The following is an 18,488-nucleotide window of genomic DNA, read 5'->3' on the forward strand; positions in this document are numbered from 1 at the left end:
CGGGGGACGGTCACCCGAAGTCGGAGAGATGCGGGAGCGGCGATGGACGCCACCAGGGAACCGGCGGCGGAGGCGGCCGGACACGTCTGCGGGCTGCCCTCGGCCGCCCGGGGCGGCCCGGTCAGCCACGCACTGAGCCGGGTGGCACGGCTGCACCGCACGGCGGCGGCCGGACTGCTCCGCGGGCTCGGGCTCTACCCGGGCCAGGAGCTGGTGATGATGCACCTGTGGGAGAGCGGCCCGGCCCGCCAGTCCGAGCTGATCCGGCGGCTCGGGATCGACCCGTCCACGGCGACCAAGATGCTCCAGCGGCTGGAGCAGGCCGGGCACGTGCGGCGGCTGCCCGACCCCGCGGACCGGCGCGCGGTGCTGGTGGAGGCGACGGAGTCGGGCAACCGGCTGCTGGCCGAGGTGGAGCGCGCCTGGAGCGCGCTGGAGGAGGAGAGCTTCGACGGGCTGGCCCCGGCCGAGCGCGAGCAGCTGCTCGCGCTGCTCGGCCGGGTCGAGGCCAACCTGTGCGGGCGGAACGCGGCGGGGACCTGAGCGGTCAGCCGGACAACGCGTCCAGCAGGCGGTCCACGTCGGCGGCCGTGTTGTAGAGGTGGAAGGCCGCCCGCAGGTTGCCGGCCCGGTCGGAGACCTCGATGCCCGCCTCGCTCAGCTCCGGCTGCCGGGTTCCGAGTCCGGGGACGGAGACGATCGCCGAGCCGGGGGCGGGCACCGGCTCGTGGCCGAGGTCCGCGAGTCCGGCCCGGAAACGGTCGGCGAGGGCGACGTCGTGGGCGTGGATCGCGGCCACCCCCAGCTCCTCGACGAGTTCGAGGGACCTGCGCAGGCCCGCGAAGGTGAACAGGGCGTGGGTGAGGTCGAACCGGCGGGCCGAGCGGGCGAGTTCGGCCACCGGGCCGTAGCAGCTGTCCCACGGCCGCTCGGCCGCGACCCAGCCCGCGAGCAGCGGGGTCAGTCCGCCGAGGTCCTCCGGGACGGTGAGGAAGGCCGCGCCGTGCGGGCCCAGCAGCCACTTGAAGGAGACGCTCGCGGTGAAGTCGTAGGCGTCCGCCTCCATCGGCAGCCAGCCGGCGGCCTGGGAGAAGTCGACGTAGGTGCGGGCGCCGTGGGCGCGGGCGGCCTCGCGCAGGGCGGGCAGGTCGGCGATCCGCCCGTCGGCGGACTGGGCGGCACTGACCGCGACGAGTGCGGTGCCCGGCCGGACGGACTCGGCGATCCGCTCCAGCGGGACCGCGCGCACCCTCAGGTCGCCACGGACGTGGAAGGGGTTGAGCACGGAGGTGAAGTCTTCCTCGGCGGTGAGGACTTCGGCGCCCGCGGGCAGCGAGGCGGCGATCACACCGGTGTGCGCGGCGACCGAGGCGCCCGCCGCGACCCGGGTGGCCGGGACGCCGGCGAGCCGGGCGAAGGCGGCCCGGCTCGTCTCCACGTCCTCGTACAGCGGTGCCAGCGGCCGGCCCTCGGCCCGCAGCAGCGCGGCTTCCCGGAGGGCGGCCACGGTGCGGGCGGGCAGCAGGCCGTTGGACGCGGTGTTGAGGAAGCTGCTCTTCGGGCTGAACTCGGCGCGGACGAGGCTCTCGAACGTCTCCGTGGTCTCCATGGGACCACTCTGCGGCCCAGGGAACTCCCCGTCCATTGCGAATTTTTACGCGGTTCCCCTTAGGAGCGCTTATACGACCGCGCCGACCTGCGCTTTCAGCGGTGCGTGCTGGGGCCCTCAGCCGTGCCGGGGCTTTCAGCCGTGCCGGGGCCCTGAGCCGTGCCGGTGCTCTCAGCCGTGCTGCGGGACCGCGCAGCCGTCCGGACCGCAGGCCCCGGCGTCCTCCTGGTCCACCAGCCGCAGCGGGGCACGCTCGCCCCAGGCCTGGGCCAGCGCCTGGGCGAAGACCTCGGCGGGCTGGGCGCCGGACACGCCGAACTTCCGGTCGAGGACGAAGAACGGCACGCCGGTCGCGCCGAGCCGGGCGGCCTCGCGCTCGTCGCCGCGGACCTCCTCGGCGTACGCGTCGGGGTCGGCGAGCACGGCACGGACCGCGTCGGCGTCCAGTCCGGCCTCCACGGCCAGCTCCACCAGGTGCTCGTCGCCCTCGGTGAAGACGGACCGCTCCTCGGCGAAGTTGGCCCGGTAGAAGACCTGGATCAGCTCGTCCTGCCTGCCGTGCTCCTTGGCGAGGTGCAGCAGGCGGTGCAGGTCGAAGGTGTTGCCGTGGTCGCGGCCCCGGGTGCGGTAGGGCAGGCCCTCGGCGGCGGCCTGGGCGCCCAGGTTGTCCTCGCCGGCCGCGGCCTGCGCCTCGCTCATGCCGTACTTCCTGGTGAGCATGGTGATCACCGGCTGGACGTCACCCTTGGCGCGGCCCGGGTCCAGCTCGAAGGAACGGTGCACCACCTCGACCTCGTCGCGGTGCGGGAAGGCAGCGAGCGCCTTCTCGAAGCGGGCCTTGCCCACGTAGCACCACGGGCAGGCGATGTCGCTCCAGATCTCGACGCGCATGTCTTCGGCTCTCTCCAGGTCGAACGGGTGCGGGAACTCCCCCGCCTCGGTACGTGAACGTTCAAGCAGGATGCTTCATTCCCGGACGGCCCCCGCCGTCCGGTCACCGCTCACGCGGCCGGGGGCGTCGCCGCCCGCTGCCCCGGCACGTGCCGGCTGAACTGGGCCCGGTAGGCGCTCGGGGTGAGGCCGGTACGGCGGACCAGGTGGGCACGGAGGGAGTCGGCGGTGCCGAGACCGCAGGCGGCGGCCACCTGGTCCATGGACAGCCGGGTGGTCTCGAGCAGTTCCTTGGCGCGCTCGACGCGCTGGTGCAGCAGCCACTGCAGCGGGGTGACCCCGCTCTCGGCGTGGAACCGGCGGCTGAGGGTGCGGACGGAGACGCCGGCGTGCCGGGCCAGGTCGGTCAGGGTCAGCGGCTTGTCCAGGTTGCGCATGGCCCAGCCCCGGGTGTCGGCACAGGCGGTGCCCCGCTCGGGCGGCAGCGGGGTCTGGGTGAACTGGGCCTGGCCGCCGGGCCGGACCGGGGCCACCAGGGCGAGCCGGGCGACCTCGTTGGCGACGGCCGCGCCGTAGTCGGTGCGGATGATGTGCAGGCACAGGTCGATGCCGGCGGCGTACCCGGAGGAGGTCAGGAACTGGCCGTCCTGGGCGTAGAGGACGTCACCCCGGACGTCGATGTCGGGATGACGGCGGCGCATCTCCTCGGCGTGCGCCCAATAGGTGGTGGCCGTACGCCCCTTGAGCAGACCGGCCTCGGCGAGCGAGAAGGCGCCGGAGCAGATGGAGGCGATGCGCACGCCCGCCGCGGCGGCCTCGCGCAGGGCCGCCAGCACCCTCGGGTCCGGATCGAAGGGCCTGCCGGTGCCCGCCACGATCACCGTGTCCGCCTCCCGCAGCGCCTCCAGACCGTGCGGGACGTGCAGTTCCAGCGCGCCGGACGTGGGCACGGGGCCGGGGTCCGGCGCGCAGATCACCACGTCGTAGGCGGGCCGGCCGTCCGTCTCGACCTTCCCGAAGAGCATCTCGGGGATGGCGAGGTTGAACATCGACACGGGCGGTGACGCGACGACGGCGACACGGAGCATGGCCAGAACCTCCGGATGCATGGCATTCAGGCCACTACTGTACGCCGGGCAAGATCCGCAGTATGGGCGCATGTCAACGAACCAGACCGTGCGCGGCACCCGACTGCCCGCATCCGGGCGGCAGTTCGCGGTCCACCCCGCCGTGACGCTGACCACGGCCCTCCTGGGCTTCGCGCTCACCTCCCTCGACGCCTCCGTGGTGAACGTGGCCATCCCCGCGATCGGCGCCGACCTCGGCGGCGGAATGGCCGGGCTCCAGTGGGTCCTCGACGGCTACACCCTGGCCCTCGCCGCACTGATGCTCTCCACCGGCGCCTTCTCGGACCGGGTCGGGGCGAGCCGGGCGTACGCCCTCGGCATCACGGTGTTCACCATGGCCTCGGTGGCCTGCGGCCTGGCACCGGACCTGCCCGCGCTGGTCGGCGCCCGGGTGGTGCAGGGCGTGGCGGCGGCGGTGGTGCTGCCCGCCTCGCTCGCCCTGGTGCGGCAGGCGTACCCGGATCCGGCGCGGCGGGGCCGGGCGGTGGCGGCCTGGGCGGCGGGCGGGTCGGTGGCGATCGCGCTCGGCCCGGTGGCGGGCGGTGCGCTGACCACGGTCTGGGACTGGCGCGGGATCTTCTTCATCAACGTGCCGCTGGGCGCGGTCACCCTGCTCCTGCTGCTGCGCGCGCCGCGTTCCGAGCGCCGGCCGGCCCCGCTGGACCTGCCGGGCCAGCTGACGGCGGTGGTCGCCCTGGCCGCGGTCACGTTCGCGGTGATCGAGGGCGGCACGACCGGGGTCGCGGCGTTCGCCGTGGCCGTCGTCGCGGCCGTACTGTTCGTGCGGATCGAGCGGCGGCAGCCGCATCCGGTCGTCCCCTTCGCACTGTTCCGCGGCCGGTCGGTACGGGTGGCGGTCGCGGCGGGGGCGGCGTGCAGCGTCACCTTCTACGGGATGCTGTTCGTCGTCTCCCTCTTCCTCCAGCAGGTGCAGGGACGTTCGGCACTGGTCGCCGGGCTGGTGTTCCTGCCGATGTCCGCGCTGATCGCGGTGACGAACGTGGTGTCCGGGAAGCTGTCCGGACGGTACGGTCCGCGGCTGCCCATGCTGCTGGGGCAGGCGCTCGCGCTGGTGGGCCTGCTGGCCCTGCTCTGCGTCGGCGCCGGCACGTCCGCCGCCGTGGTGGCCGCCCTCCTCGTACCGATGGGCCTCGGCTGCGCGCTGACCATCCCGACGCTGACCGCGGTGATGCTGGACGCCGTGCCCGCCGAGCGGGCCGGCCTTGCGGCCGGGGTGCTCAACGCGGCGCGGCAGGTGGCCGGCGGCCTGGGGATCGCGGTGTTCGGCGTGCTGGTGTCGGACGGCTTCGCCGCGGGGATGCGGGCGAGCCTGCTGGTGGGGGCGAGCCTCTTCGCGGCGTCCTTCGCGCTGGGCCACCGCACCCTGCGGCGCGGGGCGTCCGAAGGCGTCTGAGGGCCGCGGGAAGGTGTCACCGCGCGGCTCCGCCTGCGGCGGCCCGGCCGGCCGCGGGCCGCCCGCGGTCGGACGGCCCGCGGCTGTGCGGCGTTACCGCTCGAGAGCCCCGTTGAACCGCCGCGGAAGTCCCAGCGGATTGTCGTCGCGGAGTTCCGGCGGCAGGAGCGCCTGCGGTGCGTTCTGGTAGGCCACCGGCCGCAGCCACCGCTCGATGGCCGTACCGCCCACGGAGGTCGAGGTGGAGGTGGTCGCCGGGTACGGGCCGCCGTGGTGCTGGGCCGGCGCCACGGCGACACCCGTCGGCCAGCCGTTGACCAGGACGCGTCCGGCCAGCGGGGTCAGCTCGGCGAGGATCTCCGCGCCCCGTCCCTGACCTGCGGCCTCCTCGGAGGACAGCTGGACCGTCGCCGTCAGGTTCCCCGGGAGGCGACCCAGCACCGCCCTGGCCTCGGCGTCGTCCGCATAGCGGGCCACCACGGTGACCGGACCGAAGCACTCCTCCAGCAGCAGGTCGTACGCGCCCTCCTCGGTCAGCCGGTCCGCCGGCAACGTCAGGAAGCCCGCGCTGACCGTGTGTTCGCCGCCGGCGCCCGGGGTGACCGGGCTGTCCACACCGGGCAACCGCGTACGCCCGGCCACCCCGGCGACGAAGTCGTCCCGCATGCGGTGGTCGAGGAGCACCCCGGCCTCGGTGTCGCTGACGGCGTCGGTGAGGGACTTCACCAGCCGGTCGCCCGCCGCACCGGACGGCACGAGCACCAGCCCGGGCTTGACGCAGAACTGGCCGACGCCGAGGGTCATCGAACCGGCGAGCCCGGCGCCGATCTCCTCGGCACGCTCGGCCACGGCGGCCTCGGTCACCAGGACCGGGTTCAGCGAACCCAGCTCACCGTGGAACGGGATCGGCACCGGACGGGCGGCGGCCGCGTCGAAGAGCGCCCGCCCACCGCGTACCGAACCGGTGAAGCCCGCGGCGGCGACGAGCGGGTGCCTGATCAGTTCGACGCCCGCCTCGAAGCCGTGCACGAGGCCGACGACGCCCTCCGGGACACCGTGTTCGGCGGCGGCCCGGCGCAGCACCTTGGCGACCAGCTCGGACAGGGCCGGGTGGTCGGGGTGGGCCTTGACGACGACCGGGCAGCCCGCGGCGAGCGCGCTCGCGGTGTCGCCGCCGGCGACGGAGAAGGCGAAGGGGAAGTTGGAGGCGGAGTAGACGGCGACGACCCCGAGCGGGACCTTGTAGCGGCGCAGGTCAGGGACGGGCGGGGTGGCGGTGTCGTCGGGGTGGTCGATGACGACGTCGAGGAAGGCGCCCTCGTCGACGATGCCGGCGAAGGCACGCAACTGGTAGACGGTACGGGCGAGTTCGCCGCTCAGCCGGGTCGGCCCCAGGGCCGTCTCGGCGTCGGCGGTCTCGACCAGACCGCCCCTGGCCGCCTCCAGGGCCGCGGCGGCCGAGCGCAGGAAGGCGGCACGGACCGTGCGGTCGGCGAGGGCGCCCCGCGCGGCGTGGGCCGCCCGGACGACCGTGTCCACCTCCTGGGCTGTGGCCTCCACCGCAACCTGTTCACGCTGCTTCCCGGTGCGCGGGTCGACACTCCAGACTGGTCCTGCTGCCACCGCGGGTCCCTCCCAGTAAAGGCCGCACTATCCAGAACTACCCAGGTCAGCCATCAGCCGCGTTCGATATACTGAACACTGTCTCTGATGATGAATAAGTTGTTCGGAGACTATATAACTCAGGTCCTCGTCGAACGAAGGGTCAAGGGCGATGACGGCAGGCGACACAGCCGGCGGAGCACAGGTCAAGTCCGCGGTGCGGACCGTTGAGCTGCTGGAATACTTCGCCGGCCGGCCCGGCATGCACTCCCTCGCGGCCGTCCAGGAGGCCGTGGGATACCCCAAGTCCAGCCTGTACATGCTGCTGCGCACGCTCGTGGAGCTGGGCTGGGTGGAGACGGACGCGACGGGCACGCGGTACGGCATCGGGGTGCGGGCGCTGCTCGTGGGCACGTCGTACATCGACGGCGACGAGGTGGTGGCCGCCGCCCGCCCGACCCTGGACCGGCTCTCCGACGACACCACGGAGACGATCCACCTGGCGCGGCTCGACGGCACCAACGTCGTCTACCTCGCCACCCGCCAGTCCCAGCACTACCTGCGCCCCTTCACCCGGGTCGGCCGCCGGCTGCCCGCGCACTCCACCTCCCTCGGCAAGGCGATCCTCGCCACCTACACCGACGAGCAGGTCCGCAAGCTGCTGCCGGAGACGCTGCCCGGCCTCACCGAGCACACCATCACGGACCGGGAGCACCTCATCGAGGAGCTGCACCAGGTCCGGGAGCAGGGCCTCGCGGTCGACCGCGAGGAGAACACGCTGGGCCTGCGGTGCTTCGGCGTGGCGATCCCGTACCGCACTCCGGCCCGGGACGCGATCAGCTGCTCGGTGCCGGTGGCCCGGCTGACCCCCGCCCACGAGCAGATGATCAAGGACGCGCTGTTCGACGCGCGGGACCGGCTGGCCCTGGCGACCCGCAGGCTCTGAACCGGCGACGGGGGGACGGACGCCGGGGACCGCACGCGCTCGCACCGGACGGCCCGGACCGGGCTGCGGGGACGCGCGGCCGGGCGGTGGAACGGACGGAGATCCGTGCCTCGCGCGTTGCGGGCCGCCGGGCCGTGGCGGTCGTAGGCTCGGGACCATGGAGATCGTGCTGCGTACGGTGGAGGACGAGGACCTGCCGGTGTTCTTCCGGCAGATGACCGACCCGGAGGCGCTCCGCATGGCCGCCTTCGGCCCCGAGAACCAGGGGGACCGGGACGCCTTCTACGCCTGGTGGCAGCAGATCCGGGCGTCCGACGCCGTGACGCGCACGGTCCTGGCCGACGGCCGCGTGGTGGGCAACGCGGCGGTCTACGGTGAGCCGGGCGGGCGTGAGGTGACGTACTGGATCGACCGCGCCTGGTGGGGCCGGGGGCTGGCCACCGCGGCGCTGCGGGCACTGCTCTCCGAGGTTCCCGAACGGCCGCTGTACGCCAGGGCGGCGGCCGACAACACCGCCTCGCTGCGCGTGCTGGAGAAGTGCGGCTTCCGCGAGTCAGCCCGGGCCTTCGGGTTCGCGAACGTGCGGAACCAGGACATCGAGGAAGTGGTCCTCCGGCTACCGGTCTGAACCGCCGGAATCCAGGCGCGCCGGCCCGGCACGCCTGCCCGGCGGGGCCGAGGCGGGCCGAGGCTGAGCAGCCCCGGCCGGAATCCCGCGGCGCCCGGCCTCGCCGGTACGGCGGTGTCGCTGCCCGGCCGTGTCACGGATGATCCGGTCTCCCCCGAACGGCGGAGCCGGATCGTCGCGGTGCAGGACGTGGACCGCCCGGACGGCGCGGGAACGTTGAGCCATGACGCACTCGTCCTCCTCCGCTCCCGCCGCCGTCGCCGGCCGCTCCGCACCGCGACTGCTGCGGTTCGTCGCCATCGGCGCCTGTCTGCCCTACCTCGGCCTCAAGGTGGCCTGGATAGCGGGGAGTCACCTCGGCATACCGGCCGGCAGCCCACTGCTGGAGCACCGTCTGCCCCTGGCCCTCGCCAACGGCCTCACCGTGCTCATGGACGCGTGCGTCGTCGTACTGGCCCTGCTGCTGACCCGGCCGTGGGGGCGGCGCGTGCCGGCCTGGCTGCTGGCCGTGCCCATGTGGACCGCCACCGGACTGCTGGCGCCGATCATGGTCGGCTTCCCGCTGCAACTGCTCGTCCGCTCCGGTGTACCGGGCGGCTCGGGCGGCGGTGACGACCGGGCGTTCCTCGACGACTGGGTGTTCGGCGTGGTGTACGGCGGGTTCATCGTGCAGGGACTGGCCCTGGGCACCCTGTTCGCCGGATACGCCCAGCGGCGCTGGGGGCGGCTGTGGCGCGGCCGGGCCGGGGAGCTGCCCGCGCCGGCCACCGCGCCCGCGCAGCGGCTGACGGCCCTGACGGCACTGCTGCTCGCGCTGGTCCCCGGTGGGCTGCGGCTGCTGTGGGCCGCGGGCTCCACGGCCGGGCTGGACGGGAGCACCGACCGGCTCCTCGAGGTCGTCCACCTGCTCTTCCTCGTCGCCGCCGGCACCGGCGCCTGGCAGCTCGCCTTCCGCCGGGGCCGGGCCCTGCCGGTCACCGTGCCGTTGGTACTGGCCTGGGCCGGCTCCGGCGCCACCGCGTGCTGGGGCGGCTGGATGACGCTCAGCACGCTGGTCATGGCCGGGGACCCCGCCGGAGGCCCGACACCGGCGATGAGCCTGACCTACGCTGTGCAGATGATCGTCGGCTTCCTCGTGGCGACCCTCGTCGCCCGCTACTTCGCGGACCGCTCCGCCGAGGAGCCGCGATGACGGGTGTGTTGGGCCTGCTCCTCGGCGGGCGGGCGCGGCGCCGCTGGGTGCACCTGATCCTGGGCGGCGCCCTCGCCATGCCGTACGTCCTGGTCGGCTCGGTCGTCGTCGGGCCGCTGACCGGCGTGGACAACGTCTTCGGCTCACTTCCGCTGCAACTGGGCGCGTTCGCCCTCGGTTTGCCGATCGCCGCCCTCACCTCACTGTTCCCGCTGACCCGGCCGCTGGAGTCCGCCGCGGTCCGGGCCCTGTGCGGGATCGGCGGGGACGCCGGCGGTGAACTCGCCCACGGTCCCGCCCGCACCCGTGCCGAACGGGCGCGCACGGCAGCCTGGTTCACGCTCCACCTGGGTCTCGGCGGGATCGTCTCCGGGATGTCGCTGGCCGTGCCGCCGTTCGCGGTGGTGGTGATCGTCCTGCCGTTGTTCGCCGGCCTGCGCGACTCCCCGCTCGTTCTCCCCGAGGTCTTCGACCGGCCCTGGGCGCTGGCGCTCGCGCCGGTCGCGGGGCTTGCCATGCTGCTCGCGGTCGCCGCCTTCGCCGCGGCCTGCGGGGCGCTGCTGGCGCACTGGGCGCCCGCGCTGCTGGGACCCACCCCGGCCGACCGGCTGGCCGCCGCCGAGGCCCGGGCCGCAGACCTCGCCGTGCGCAACCGGCTCGCCCGTGAACTGCACGACTCCGTCGGCCACGCGCTGAGCGCGGTCACCCTCCAGGCGAGCGCCGCCCGCCGGCTCCTGGACAGCGACCCGGAGTTCGTCCGCGAGGCGCTCGCCGCCATCGAGGACACCACCCGCCGCACGGTCGGCGAACTCGACGCCGTGCTGGGCCTGTTGCGGGACGGGGACGCGCCCGGCACCGCGCCCGCGCCGACCCTGGCGTCCGACCTGGAAGGGCTGCTGCGCCGGACCCGGGTCGGCGGGCAGCGCGTGACGGCCACCGTGGACGCCGATCCCGAGGCGCTGCCGCCGCTGGTCTCGCGTGAGGCGTACCGGATCGTGCAGGAGGGTCTGAGCAATGCCCTCAAGCACGCCGGCGAACCGGTCGCCCTCCGCATCACCAGCGCCGACGGCCGCCTGGAGGTCACCGTCGAGAACCCGCTGGGGCCGGCCGCTCCCACGACCCGGCCCGGCGGCGGGCACGGCCTGCGCGGCATCGCCGACCGGGTCCGGCTGCTGGGCGGTACGGCGGAGGCGGGACCGTCCGGGGACATGTGGCGACTGCACGTACGACTGCCCCTGAGAGGATCCGCATGAACCGGTCCCCCATCCGTATCGTCCTCGCCGACGACGAGCGCATGGTCCGCACCGCGCTGCGCGCCATCCTCTCCGCCGAGCCCGGTCTGGAGGTGGTCGGCGAGGCGGCGACCGGCACGGAGGCCGTCTCGGTGGTCCGGGAGCTGCGGCCCGACGTCGTGCTCATGGACGTCCGCATGCCGGAGACCGACGGCATCCGGGCCACCGAGCGGATCACCGGCACCCTGGACGAGCCGCCGCGGATCATCGTCGTGACCACCTTCGAGAACGACTCGTACGTGTACGACGCCCTGCGCGCCGGCGCCGCCGGCTTCCTGCTGAAGCGGGCCGACGCGGACACCCTCGTGCAGGCGGTACGGCTGGTCGCGCGGACCGACAGCCTGCTGTTCCCGTCGGCGGTACGGGCCCTCGCGGCTGCGCACTCCGGCACGTCCGCGCCGGCCGCGCCCTGGGTGAGGACGCTCACGGGCCGCGAGAGCGACGTGCTGCGGCACATGGCCGCCGGGCTGACCAACGCCGAGATCGCCCGGCGCCTCGAGGTGGGCCCGGCCACGGTGAAGACGCACGTGGCGGCCGTCCTCGCGAAGACCGGCACCCGGGACCGCACCCAGGCGGTGATCGCCGCGTACGAGGCCGGCTTCCTGCGCGCACGATGAGTGCGGGCTGAGCGCGACCTGAATCCGGGATGAGAAAACCGGACGCCCGGGAACGTTCGTCCCCCTCCCGCTCGTCTTCCGTGCGGGATGAACAAGACGATCAGGCGGGCGTCCGTCTTCGCGCTGCTGCTCGTGCTCGCCCTGCTGGTCAGGGCGACGTGGGTGCAGTTCTACGACGGCACGGCCCTCGCGGACGACAACGACAACCGGCGGAACGCGATCGCGACGTACTCGCGGCCCCTCGGGAACATCATCGTGGCCGGAGAGGCGATCACCGGTTCCACGCGGACGAAGGGAAGCGACCTCGCGTACAAGCGCACGTACAAGGACGGCAGCCTGTACGCGTCGGTGACGGGCTACGCCTCGCAGGCCTACGCCCCCACCCAGCTGGAGGGCATCTACAAGGACCTGCTCAACGGCACGGACAACCAGCTGAAGACCGTGATGGACACCGTCACCGGCGAGCGTGCCGATCCGGGAGACGTGATCACCACGATCGACCCCGCCGTGCAGAAGGCGGCCTACCGCACGCTGGGCGACACCAAGGGCGGGGCCGTCGCGATCGACCCGAAGACCGGCCGGATCCTCGCCGCCGTCTCGACGCCCTCGTACGATCCGTCCTCGCTCACCGACGCCAACACCGCCGGCAAGGCCTGGAAGCAGCTCACCGGCGACAAGGACAAGCCGCTCACCAACCGCGCGCTGCGCCAGCCGCTGCCGCCGGGCTCCACGTTCAAGCTCGTCGTGGCGGCTGCCGCGCTGGAGGAGGGGCTCTACAAGAACGTCGACGTGCACACCGACAGCCCCGACCCGTACATCATGCCGGGCACGGTGCGCCCGCTGCGGAACGAGAACAAGTCGGCGCCGTGCAAGAACGCGCCCATCCGGGTCGCCCTGCAGTACTCGTGCAACAACGTCTTCGGTCACATGGCCGTCCAGCTCGGCCAGGACAAGGTCAAGGCCATGGCCGAGAAGTTCGGCTTCAACGACGAAGAGCTGGACGTGCCGGTACGGGCGTACCCCAGCGTGTACCCGTCGGACATGGACAAGGCGCAGACCGCTCTGTCCGGCATCGGCCAGTTCGACGTCACGGCCACGCCCCTCCAGATGGCCATGGTGTCCGCCGCCATAGCCAACGGCGGCAAGCTGGTCTCGCCGCACATGGTCTCGCAGATCACCGACAGCGGCGGTGATGTGCTGAAGGACTACGACGACAGCGCGGGCACCGAGGAGATCATCAGCTCTTCCACCGCCGAGCAGCTGCAGTCGGCCATGGAGACGGTGGTGAAGGACGGCACCGGTACGAACGCGCTGATCGACGGGGTGACCGTCGGCGGCAAGACCGGCACCGCCCAGCACGGCGAGAACAACAGCAAGACGCCGTACGCCTGGTTCACCTCCTACGGCAAGTCCGACGGCAACGGCAAGGAGGTCGCCGTCGCGGTGATGGTCGAGCAGTCGGACGCGGCACGGTCGGAGGTGAGCGGCAACGGTCTGGCCGCACCGGTGGCCAAGGCCATGATGGAAGCCGCGCTGAAGAGCTGAGCGGACTGACGAACCCCCGCCACCGGCGCGGTGCTGCCGGTGGCGGGGGCCGGGTGGGAGCGGCTGCTCAGGACGTACGGCCGACCGTCGGGGAGGTCAGGCGACGAAGTACGTCGGGTTGGGCAGCTTGTACGTGCGGTCGGCGTAGCCGCCGTCCAGGTCCGAGTACTGGTCGCCGAAGTTGGCGATGATCTCGTAGCCCAGGTCGTCCTCGATGTGCCGGCGCGTGCCGGACTTGTACTGCACGGTCGTGCAGTTCCAGGCGCCCGGGGTGGCACAGTCCTTCAGGTAGGCCGGCGGGTTGGCCTTGTCCTTGAGGAACATGTGGTCGGCGTCGAGGTTCACATCGGCGCCGATCTTCTTCAGGTTCTCGACGGCGGCGGCGCGCTGGGCGTCGCTGAGGCCGGAGTTGTAGAAGACCTCGACACCCTTGGACTCGGCGTACCGCACCAGTTCCGGGCTGCCGAAGACGGCCGGCCGGTCCGCCTTGTTCACGTAGTCGTTCCACGTGGTGGGGTTGTACGTGTAGTTGGTGCGCTTCTCGTAGTCGAGGCTGAGCAGCAGCGTGTCGTCGATGTCGAAGACGACGGCCGGCTGCTCGCCCCGGTGGTGCGCCTTGCGGGCGGCCCGGTCGATGTAACGCCTGGCGTCGCCGTCGAGGCGCGCCAGGTCCTTGGCGTACGGGCTGTCCGGGGACGCCTGGTAGACGCCGTTGCTGTCGGCGGTGGTGCCGTAATAGGTGTCGATGTCCTTCACCAACTGCCCGATGTTGTACGGCTCGTGGGTGGAGTTCGCCGTCGACTGGCCGGCGGTGGCCGTGCCCGCGCCGTACAGCGCCGCCCCGGCGACGACACAGGCGGCGCCGGCAGCGACCGCCTTGAGGGACTTCCGCATGGATTCTCCGGATCTGGTGGATGAGAGTGATGTACCAGGTCAGAGACTGTCTACGCGCATCACAAGCGCAGGGCGAGCCCTGTTATCGGATCGATACGGATCCGCGAACGGCTGCTGTTCACAGCGGGGTTCGGCGGTCCGGAGCCGGGCCGGTGCTGCAGCCCGCGTACGGGTCCGGCACCGAGCCCGGCCGGGCCGGGAACGCGAAGGAGTCGCCGGCCGGCTCCCGGGAACTCGTCGGTGCCGGTCCGGGTGACTTGCGCTCAGCGTGCGGGCAGCGCCTCGCGCACCCCCGCCAGGTCGTCGTCCGACGCCAGCCCGGCGTGGTACAGCCGCAGTTCCGTCGCGCCTTCCGCACGCGCGCGTGCCGCGTCCGCCGCGAGGGTGCCCGGGCTGCCGCCCATGCCGGAGACCACCGTGAGGTTGGCGGCCAGGACCGTGCGCTCGCGCGCCTGGCCGGCGAAGGGTGCCAGCAGGGCCGTACCGCCCGTGCAGGGCACCACCACTCCGTCGGCCACGGACAGGATGTGGGCGGGGTCGACGCCCGCGTCGGCGCCGCAGTGGTACGGGACCGGGTCGGCGTGCAGCAGGACCTGGAAGCCGTCGGGGGCGGTGGCGCGTACCGCGGCGACGGCCTCGTCCTGGAGGGTGCGGGCGGTCGTCTCGCGCCACGCGCGCGTGCCGGCCGCCGTGTCCTCGCCGAGCGCCCCGGCCACCGTGGGCCAGCCCTCGTCGTCCGCCCGGCCGCGCCACAGCGGCTCCAGCGCGTTCCGTACGCCGGCCGCCACCTCCTCGGCGTCGAGGCCCTGTCCGTCGTAACCGGCGCGGCAGTACGGGCAGAAGCAGAGGGACATCAGGTACTGCCCGGCCTCCCCGAGGCCGACGCCGGCGGTCTTGTCGTGGGCGTGCAGGTGCTGCAGCCCGTACCAGCCGAGGGACTCCAGTTCGGTGCCGTGCGCGCCGGGACGTACGGCGGCCTCGGCGGCCAGGTCGACCAGGTACGCGCGCGTGGCGGGCTGGGCGATGCAGGGCGCCCACGGGTAGCGGTCGCCGTAGGCGTTGACGACCGAGGTGTCGGGATGCTCGGCGCCCAGACGGGAGTTGTGGGCGAGGACGACCCAGGTGTGCACCTCCAGACCGGTCGCGGCGAGCGCCTCGGCGGCCTTGCCGTAGGCGTCGCCGGGGGCCCAGCGGCCGGCGGGATAGGGCCGCAGGCCGCGTCCCGCCCAGCGCTCGCCGGGCGGGTACAGCACGGCCGCGTACTCGGCGGTGACGATGCGGTGGCGGGGGTGGCGCGGCGTCAGCGCGCGGGTGGAGTGGTAGGCGGCGGCGAGCGTGACCTGCTCGACGCCGAGCCCGGCGATGCGGGCGGGCGCCCCGGGGTCCTGGTTGACGTCCCAGGGGTAGACGAACGCCGATGCCTTCACGCGTCCTCCTCGTGCAAGTACCGCCCGTCCCGCGTGCGGCCGTTCCGGTCGGCGGCCCGTGCCCCGCGGTGCTCGCTCACGCGTCCCCCTCCAGCAGGGCGTGTCCGCGTTCGATCAGCTGGGCGAGCTGTTTGACGTGGTCGTCGGACGGCTCCCGGAGCGGGGGCCGGACCTCGCCGACGTCCAGGCCGCGCAGCCGTACCCCGGCCTTGACCAGGGAGACGGCGTAGCCGTGGCCCTGGGCGCGCAGTTCGGCGAACGGGCGGTAGAAGCCGTCGAGGAGGCGGTGCGCGGTGGGCAGGTCGGAGGTCTCCAGGGCCCGGTGGAAGGCGAGGGCGATCTCCGGCGCGAAACAGAACACCGCCGAGGAGTACAGGGTGACGCCGAGCGCGCGGTAGGCGAGCTGGGTCTGCTCGGCGGTGGGCAGACCGTTGAAGTACAGGAAGCCGCCGGGGGCCTCGGTGCGGACGGCGCTGATGGTCCGCTGCATCAGGTCGAGGTCGCCGAGGCCGTCCTTGAGGCCGATGACGCCCTCGGTGCGGGCCAGTTCGACCACGGTCCGCGGGGTGAGGACGGCGTTGTCACGCTGGTAGACGATCACGGGCAGGGCGGTGGCCGCGGCGATCTCGCGGTAGTGCCGCAGCAGGCCCTCCTGGCCGGCGAGCACGAGGTACGGCGGCATGGCGAGGAGGCCGTCGGCGCCGGCGTCCGCGGCGAGCCGGGCGTAGCGCACGGCGAGCGCGGTGCCGTAGCCGGCGCCCGCCACGACCGGGACGCGCCCCCCGGCCGCCTCGACGGCCACGCGGACGCAGGCCTCGAACTCCTCCGGCAGCAGCGCGTGGAACTCTCCGGTGCCGCAGCAGGCGAACACGGCGGCGGCACCGGCCGCGACGCCCCGGCGCACATGGGTGCGGTAGACGTCGAGGTCGAGTGAGCCGTCGGGGCCGCAGGCGGTCACGGGGAAGAAGAGCGGCCCGCCGGGTTCGCGGAGCCGGGCGGCGAGAGGGGCTGGCGTCACAGGCGCTCCCTGGCGGTGCATTCTTCTGATCGATGTCTATATTTCTGAACGACGCCACGCTACGGGCCCCGTCCGGAGCGGGTCAAGCGCGCGCACGGGCGGCACGGGAACGGATTCCTCCTGCCGCGACCCACTTGACGAGGCAGGTCGGCGATCCTTAGCGTGTCCATGAATGTGAATACTGTCTATACATGAGGCCGCTGATGCCCAGGTGGCCGGTTCGAGGACGTCAAGGAGACCGAAGGATGCCCGCTCCCCGTACCGTCCTGCTCACCGGCGCCGCCGGCGGGCTCGGCACCCTGATGCGGTCGCTGCTGCCGGAGTACGGCTACACCCTCCGCCTGTTCGACGTGCGCCCGGTCGAGGACGCGCCGGGGGCCATCACCGCCGACCTCGCCGACACGGAGGCGCTGCGCGAGGCGGTGCGGGGCGTGGACGCGATCCTCCACCTCGCGGGCATCTCCCTGGAGGCGCCCTTCGAGAAGATCCTGAAGGCCAACATCGAGGGCACCTACAACCTGTACGAGGCCGCCCGTCGCGAGGGTGTGCCGCGGATCGTGTTCGCCTCCTCCAACCACGCCGTCGGCTTCACCCCGGCCCCCCGCGCGGGCGAGCCGCTGATCCCCGTCGACACGCCCCGCCGCCCCGACACCTTCTACGGTCTGTCGAAGTCCTTCGGCGAGGACCTGGCCCAGCTCTACTGGGACAGACACGGCCTGGAGACCGTCTCCGTGCGCATCGGGTCCTGCTTCCCGGAGCCGACCAGCGTGCGCATGCTCTCGGTGTGGATGAGCCCGGCCGACGGCGCCCGCCTCTTCCACGCCGCCCTGACCGCCGAGGAGGTCGGCCACACGGTCGTGCACGGCTCCTCCGCCAACACCCGGCTGTGGTGGGACCTGGCCAGCGCGCGGGCGCTCGGCTACGAACCGCAGGACGACTCCGAGCCGTACGCCGGGAAGCTCATCGCCGAGCAGGGCGAACTGGACCCGGCGAACCCGGCCCACAGCCACCTGGGCGGGCACTTCGTGGACGACCCGCCGATCTGGCCGCACTGATCCCGCCGGGCAGCCCCGGACCCACCACGGCACCTTGGACCTACCAAGGCGCCTTGACCCCCTACAGCACCCCGGATCCACCACGGCGCCCTGGTCAGGGCAGGGCGCCGGTCCCGCCGGGGCGCCGGGTGCCCCTCCGAGTACTTCAGCGGAGGCCGGGGGCGGCGGAAAACGAACCGTCACGCGCGCGGGCGGGCACCGAACGGGCCCGCCCGCCGCCACGTTCGGGCATCCGGCGTGCCCGCTCCCGCTCCGCCGCGCACGACCCCGCAGGTCCGCGCCGGGCACCTCGGCCCGAAAACGGGCACAGACGGGCAGGATCGGGCTCATAATAGGCCTGGTAAGCGCCGCACACCCCCGGTAGAACTTCCCCCGAGGGCCCGAACGGGCAGTTCCGCGGGAAGGCGGGTAGGGGCATGGCCACGAGGACGGCGGAAGAGCGCCAGCGCGAGATCGTGCTGGCCGCCCGCGCGGCCGGCTCGGTCGACGTCACCGCGCTGGCCGCCCGGCTGGGCGTGGCCAAGGAGACCATCCGGCGCGACCTGCGGGCCCTGGAGGACCACGGCCTGGTCCGCCGTACGCACGGCGGCGCCTATCCGGTGGAGAGTGCCGGCTTCGAGACGACGCTCGCCTTCCGCGCCACCAGCCACGTACCCGACAAGCGCCGGATCGCGGCCGCCGCGGCCGGCCTGCTCGGGGACGCCGAGACGGTCTTCGTCGACGAGGGCTACACCCCCCAGCTCATCGCCGAGGCGCTGCCGAGGGACCGGCCGCTGACCGTGGTCACCGCGTCCCTGCCCGTCGCGGGCGCCCTCGCCGAGACCGAGAACATGTCGGTCCTGCTCCTGGGCGGCCGGGTCCGGGCCGGCACACTGGCCACCGTCGACCACTGGACGACGAAGATGCTCGCCGGATTCGTCATCGACCTCGCCTTCATCGGCGCCAACGGCATCTCCCGTGAGCACGGCCTGACCACGCCGGACCCTGCGGTCAGCGAGGTCAAGGCGCAGGCGATCCGGGCCGCGCGCCGGACCGTCTTCGCGGGCGTCCACACCAAGTTCGGCGCGGTCAGCTTCTGCCGGTTCGCCGAGGTCGGCGTCCTGGAGGCGATCGTGACGAGCACCCAGCTGCCGGCCGCGGAGGCCCACCGCTACTCCCTGCTGGGCCCCCAGGTGGTCCGGGTCTGATCCGGCCGCCCCCGGCCCGGCCGGGCACACCCAGCCCTTCGACG

The 18,488-nt window shown here is 73.5% G+C and carries 17 protein-coding genes; 10 read left to right on the forward strand and 7 right to left on the reverse strand.

Translation table 11 applies throughout. The features are described from left to right. The first annotated feature begins 42 nt into the window (after window positions 1-42). Window positions 43-543 (forward strand): MarR family winged helix-turn-helix transcriptional regulator, encoded by a 501-nt coding sequence (locus JK359_RS31330; protein ID WP_201842759.1) that lies wholly within the window; start codon window positions 43-45, stop codon window positions 541-543. Between the two features lie 4 nt (window positions 544-547). Here the strand turns inward: JK359_RS31330 and JK359_RS31335 are convergent, their stop codons facing one another. The 3 genes from JK359_RS31335 to JK359_RS31345 form a co-directional block, all read right to left on the reverse strand. Next, window positions 548-1,609 (reverse strand): aminotransferase class V-fold PLP-dependent enzyme, encoded by a 1,062-nt coding sequence (locus tag JK359_RS31335; RefSeq protein ID WP_201842761.1) that lies wholly within the window; start codon window positions 1,607-1,609, stop codon window positions 548-550. 171 nt (window positions 1,610-1,780) lie between these two features. Further along, a complete protein-coding gene (locus JK359_RS31340) occupies window positions 1,781-2,500 on the reverse strand; it encodes a DsbA family oxidoreductase (protein WP_201842763.1) in 720 nt (239 codons plus the stop codon). Between the two features lie 110 nt (window positions 2,501-2,610). Further along, a complete protein-coding gene (locus tag JK359_RS31345; RefSeq protein WP_236678721.1) occupies window positions 2,611-3,609 on the reverse strand; it encodes a GlxA family transcriptional regulator in 999 nt (332 codons plus the stop codon). Between the two features lie 49 nt (window positions 3,610-3,658). Here JK359_RS31345 and JK359_RS31350 point away from each other — a divergent pair, with 49 nt between their 5' ends. Further along, complete coding sequence (locus JK359_RS31350; RefSeq protein WP_201842765.1) at window positions 3,659-5,041, forward strand: MFS transporter; 1,383 nt, start codon at window positions 3,659-3,661, stop codon at window positions 5,039-5,041. Window positions 5,042-5,134: 93 nt separating this feature from the next. Here the strand turns inward: JK359_RS31350 and JK359_RS31355 are convergent, their stop codons facing one another. Further along, window positions 5,135-6,664 (reverse strand): aldehyde dehydrogenase (NADP(+)), encoded by a 1,530-nt coding sequence (locus tag JK359_RS31355; RefSeq protein WP_201842767.1) that lies wholly within the window; start codon window positions 6,662-6,664, stop codon window positions 5,135-5,137. A gap of 151 nt (window positions 6,665-6,815) precedes the next feature. Between JK359_RS31355 and JK359_RS31360 the strand changes: the two genes are divergently transcribed. The 6 genes from JK359_RS31360 to JK359_RS31385 all read left to right on the forward strand — a co-directional run bounded on the left by JK359_RS31360 (window position 6,816) and on the right by JK359_RS31385 (window position 12,863). Next, complete coding sequence (locus JK359_RS31360; RefSeq protein WP_201842770.1) at window positions 6,816-7,589, forward strand: IclR family transcriptional regulator; 774 nt, start codon at window positions 6,816-6,818, stop codon at window positions 7,587-7,589. Between the two features lie 157 nt (window positions 7,590-7,746). Beyond that, on the forward strand, window positions 7,747-8,217 hold the full coding sequence (locus tag JK359_RS31365) for a GNAT family N-acetyltransferase (RefSeq protein WP_201842771.1): 471 nt from the start codon (window positions 7,747-7,749) through the stop codon (window positions 8,215-8,217). A 223-nt stretch (window positions 8,218-8,440) separates the two neighbouring features. Further along, complete coding sequence (locus tag JK359_RS31370; RefSeq protein WP_201842773.1) at window positions 8,441-9,409, forward strand: hypothetical protein; 969 nt, start codon at window positions 8,441-8,443, stop codon at window positions 9,407-9,409. Beyond that, window positions 9,406-10,662 (forward strand): sensor histidine kinase, encoded by a 1,257-nt coding sequence (locus JK359_RS31375; protein WP_201842775.1) that lies wholly within the window; start codon window positions 9,406-9,408, stop codon window positions 10,660-10,662. The genes JK359_RS31370 and JK359_RS31375 overlap by 4 nt, the downstream gene beginning before the upstream one ends. After that, window positions 10,659-11,318 (forward strand): response regulator transcription factor, encoded by a 660-nt coding sequence (locus JK359_RS31380; protein WP_201842776.1) that lies wholly within the window; start codon window positions 10,659-10,661, stop codon window positions 11,316-11,318. The genes JK359_RS31375 and JK359_RS31380 overlap by 4 nt, the downstream gene beginning before the upstream one ends. An 87-nt stretch (window positions 11,319-11,405) precedes the next feature. Continuing rightward, on the forward strand, window positions 11,406-12,863 hold the full coding sequence (locus JK359_RS31385; protein WP_201842778.1) for a peptidoglycan D,D-transpeptidase FtsI family protein: 1,458 nt from the start codon (window positions 11,406-11,408) through the stop codon (window positions 12,861-12,863). Window positions 12,864-12,959: 96 nt separating this feature from the next. Here JK359_RS31385 and JK359_RS31390 read toward each other — a convergent pair whose 3' ends face one another. The 3 genes from JK359_RS31390 to JK359_RS31400 all read right to left on the reverse strand — a co-directional run bounded on the left by JK359_RS31390 (window position 12,960) and on the right by JK359_RS31400 (window position 16,202). Continuing rightward, the gene (locus tag JK359_RS31390) at window positions 12,960-13,757 is read right to left on the reverse strand and encodes an HAD family acid phosphatase (RefSeq protein WP_201842780.1); all 798 of its coding nucleotides are present in this window, start codon (window positions 13,755-13,757) and stop codon (window positions 12,960-12,962) included. 263 nt (window positions 13,758-14,020) lie between these two features. Then, window positions 14,021-15,184, reverse strand: coding sequence for a hypothetical protein (locus JK359_RS31395; RefSeq protein ID WP_201842783.1), 1,164 nt, complete (start codon window positions 15,182-15,184; stop codon window positions 14,021-14,023). Window positions 15,185-15,260: 76 nt separating this feature from the next. Next, complete coding sequence (locus JK359_RS31400) at window positions 15,261-16,202, reverse strand: 5-dehydro-4-deoxyglucarate dehydratase (protein ID WP_201842785.1); 942 nt, start codon at window positions 16,200-16,202, stop codon at window positions 15,261-15,263. Between the two features lie 245 nt (window positions 16,203-16,447). Between JK359_RS31400 and JK359_RS31405 the strand changes: the two genes are divergently transcribed. Next, a complete protein-coding gene (locus JK359_RS31405) occupies window positions 16,448-17,257 on the forward strand; it encodes an NAD-dependent epimerase/dehydratase family protein (protein WP_201842787.1) in 810 nt (269 codons plus the stop codon). Between the two features lie 416 nt (window positions 17,258-17,673). Continuing rightward, a complete protein-coding gene (locus JK359_RS31410; RefSeq protein ID WP_201842789.1) occupies window positions 17,674-18,444 on the forward strand; it encodes a DeoR/GlpR family DNA-binding transcription regulator in 771 nt (256 codons plus the stop codon). Window positions 18,445-18,488: the final 44 nt, after the last annotated feature.

Source organism: Streptomyces actinomycinicus (assembly GCF_016741775.1).
Classification (GTDB): Bacteria; Actinomycetota; Actinomycetes; order Streptomycetales; family Streptomycetaceae; genus Streptomyces; species Streptomyces actinomycinicus.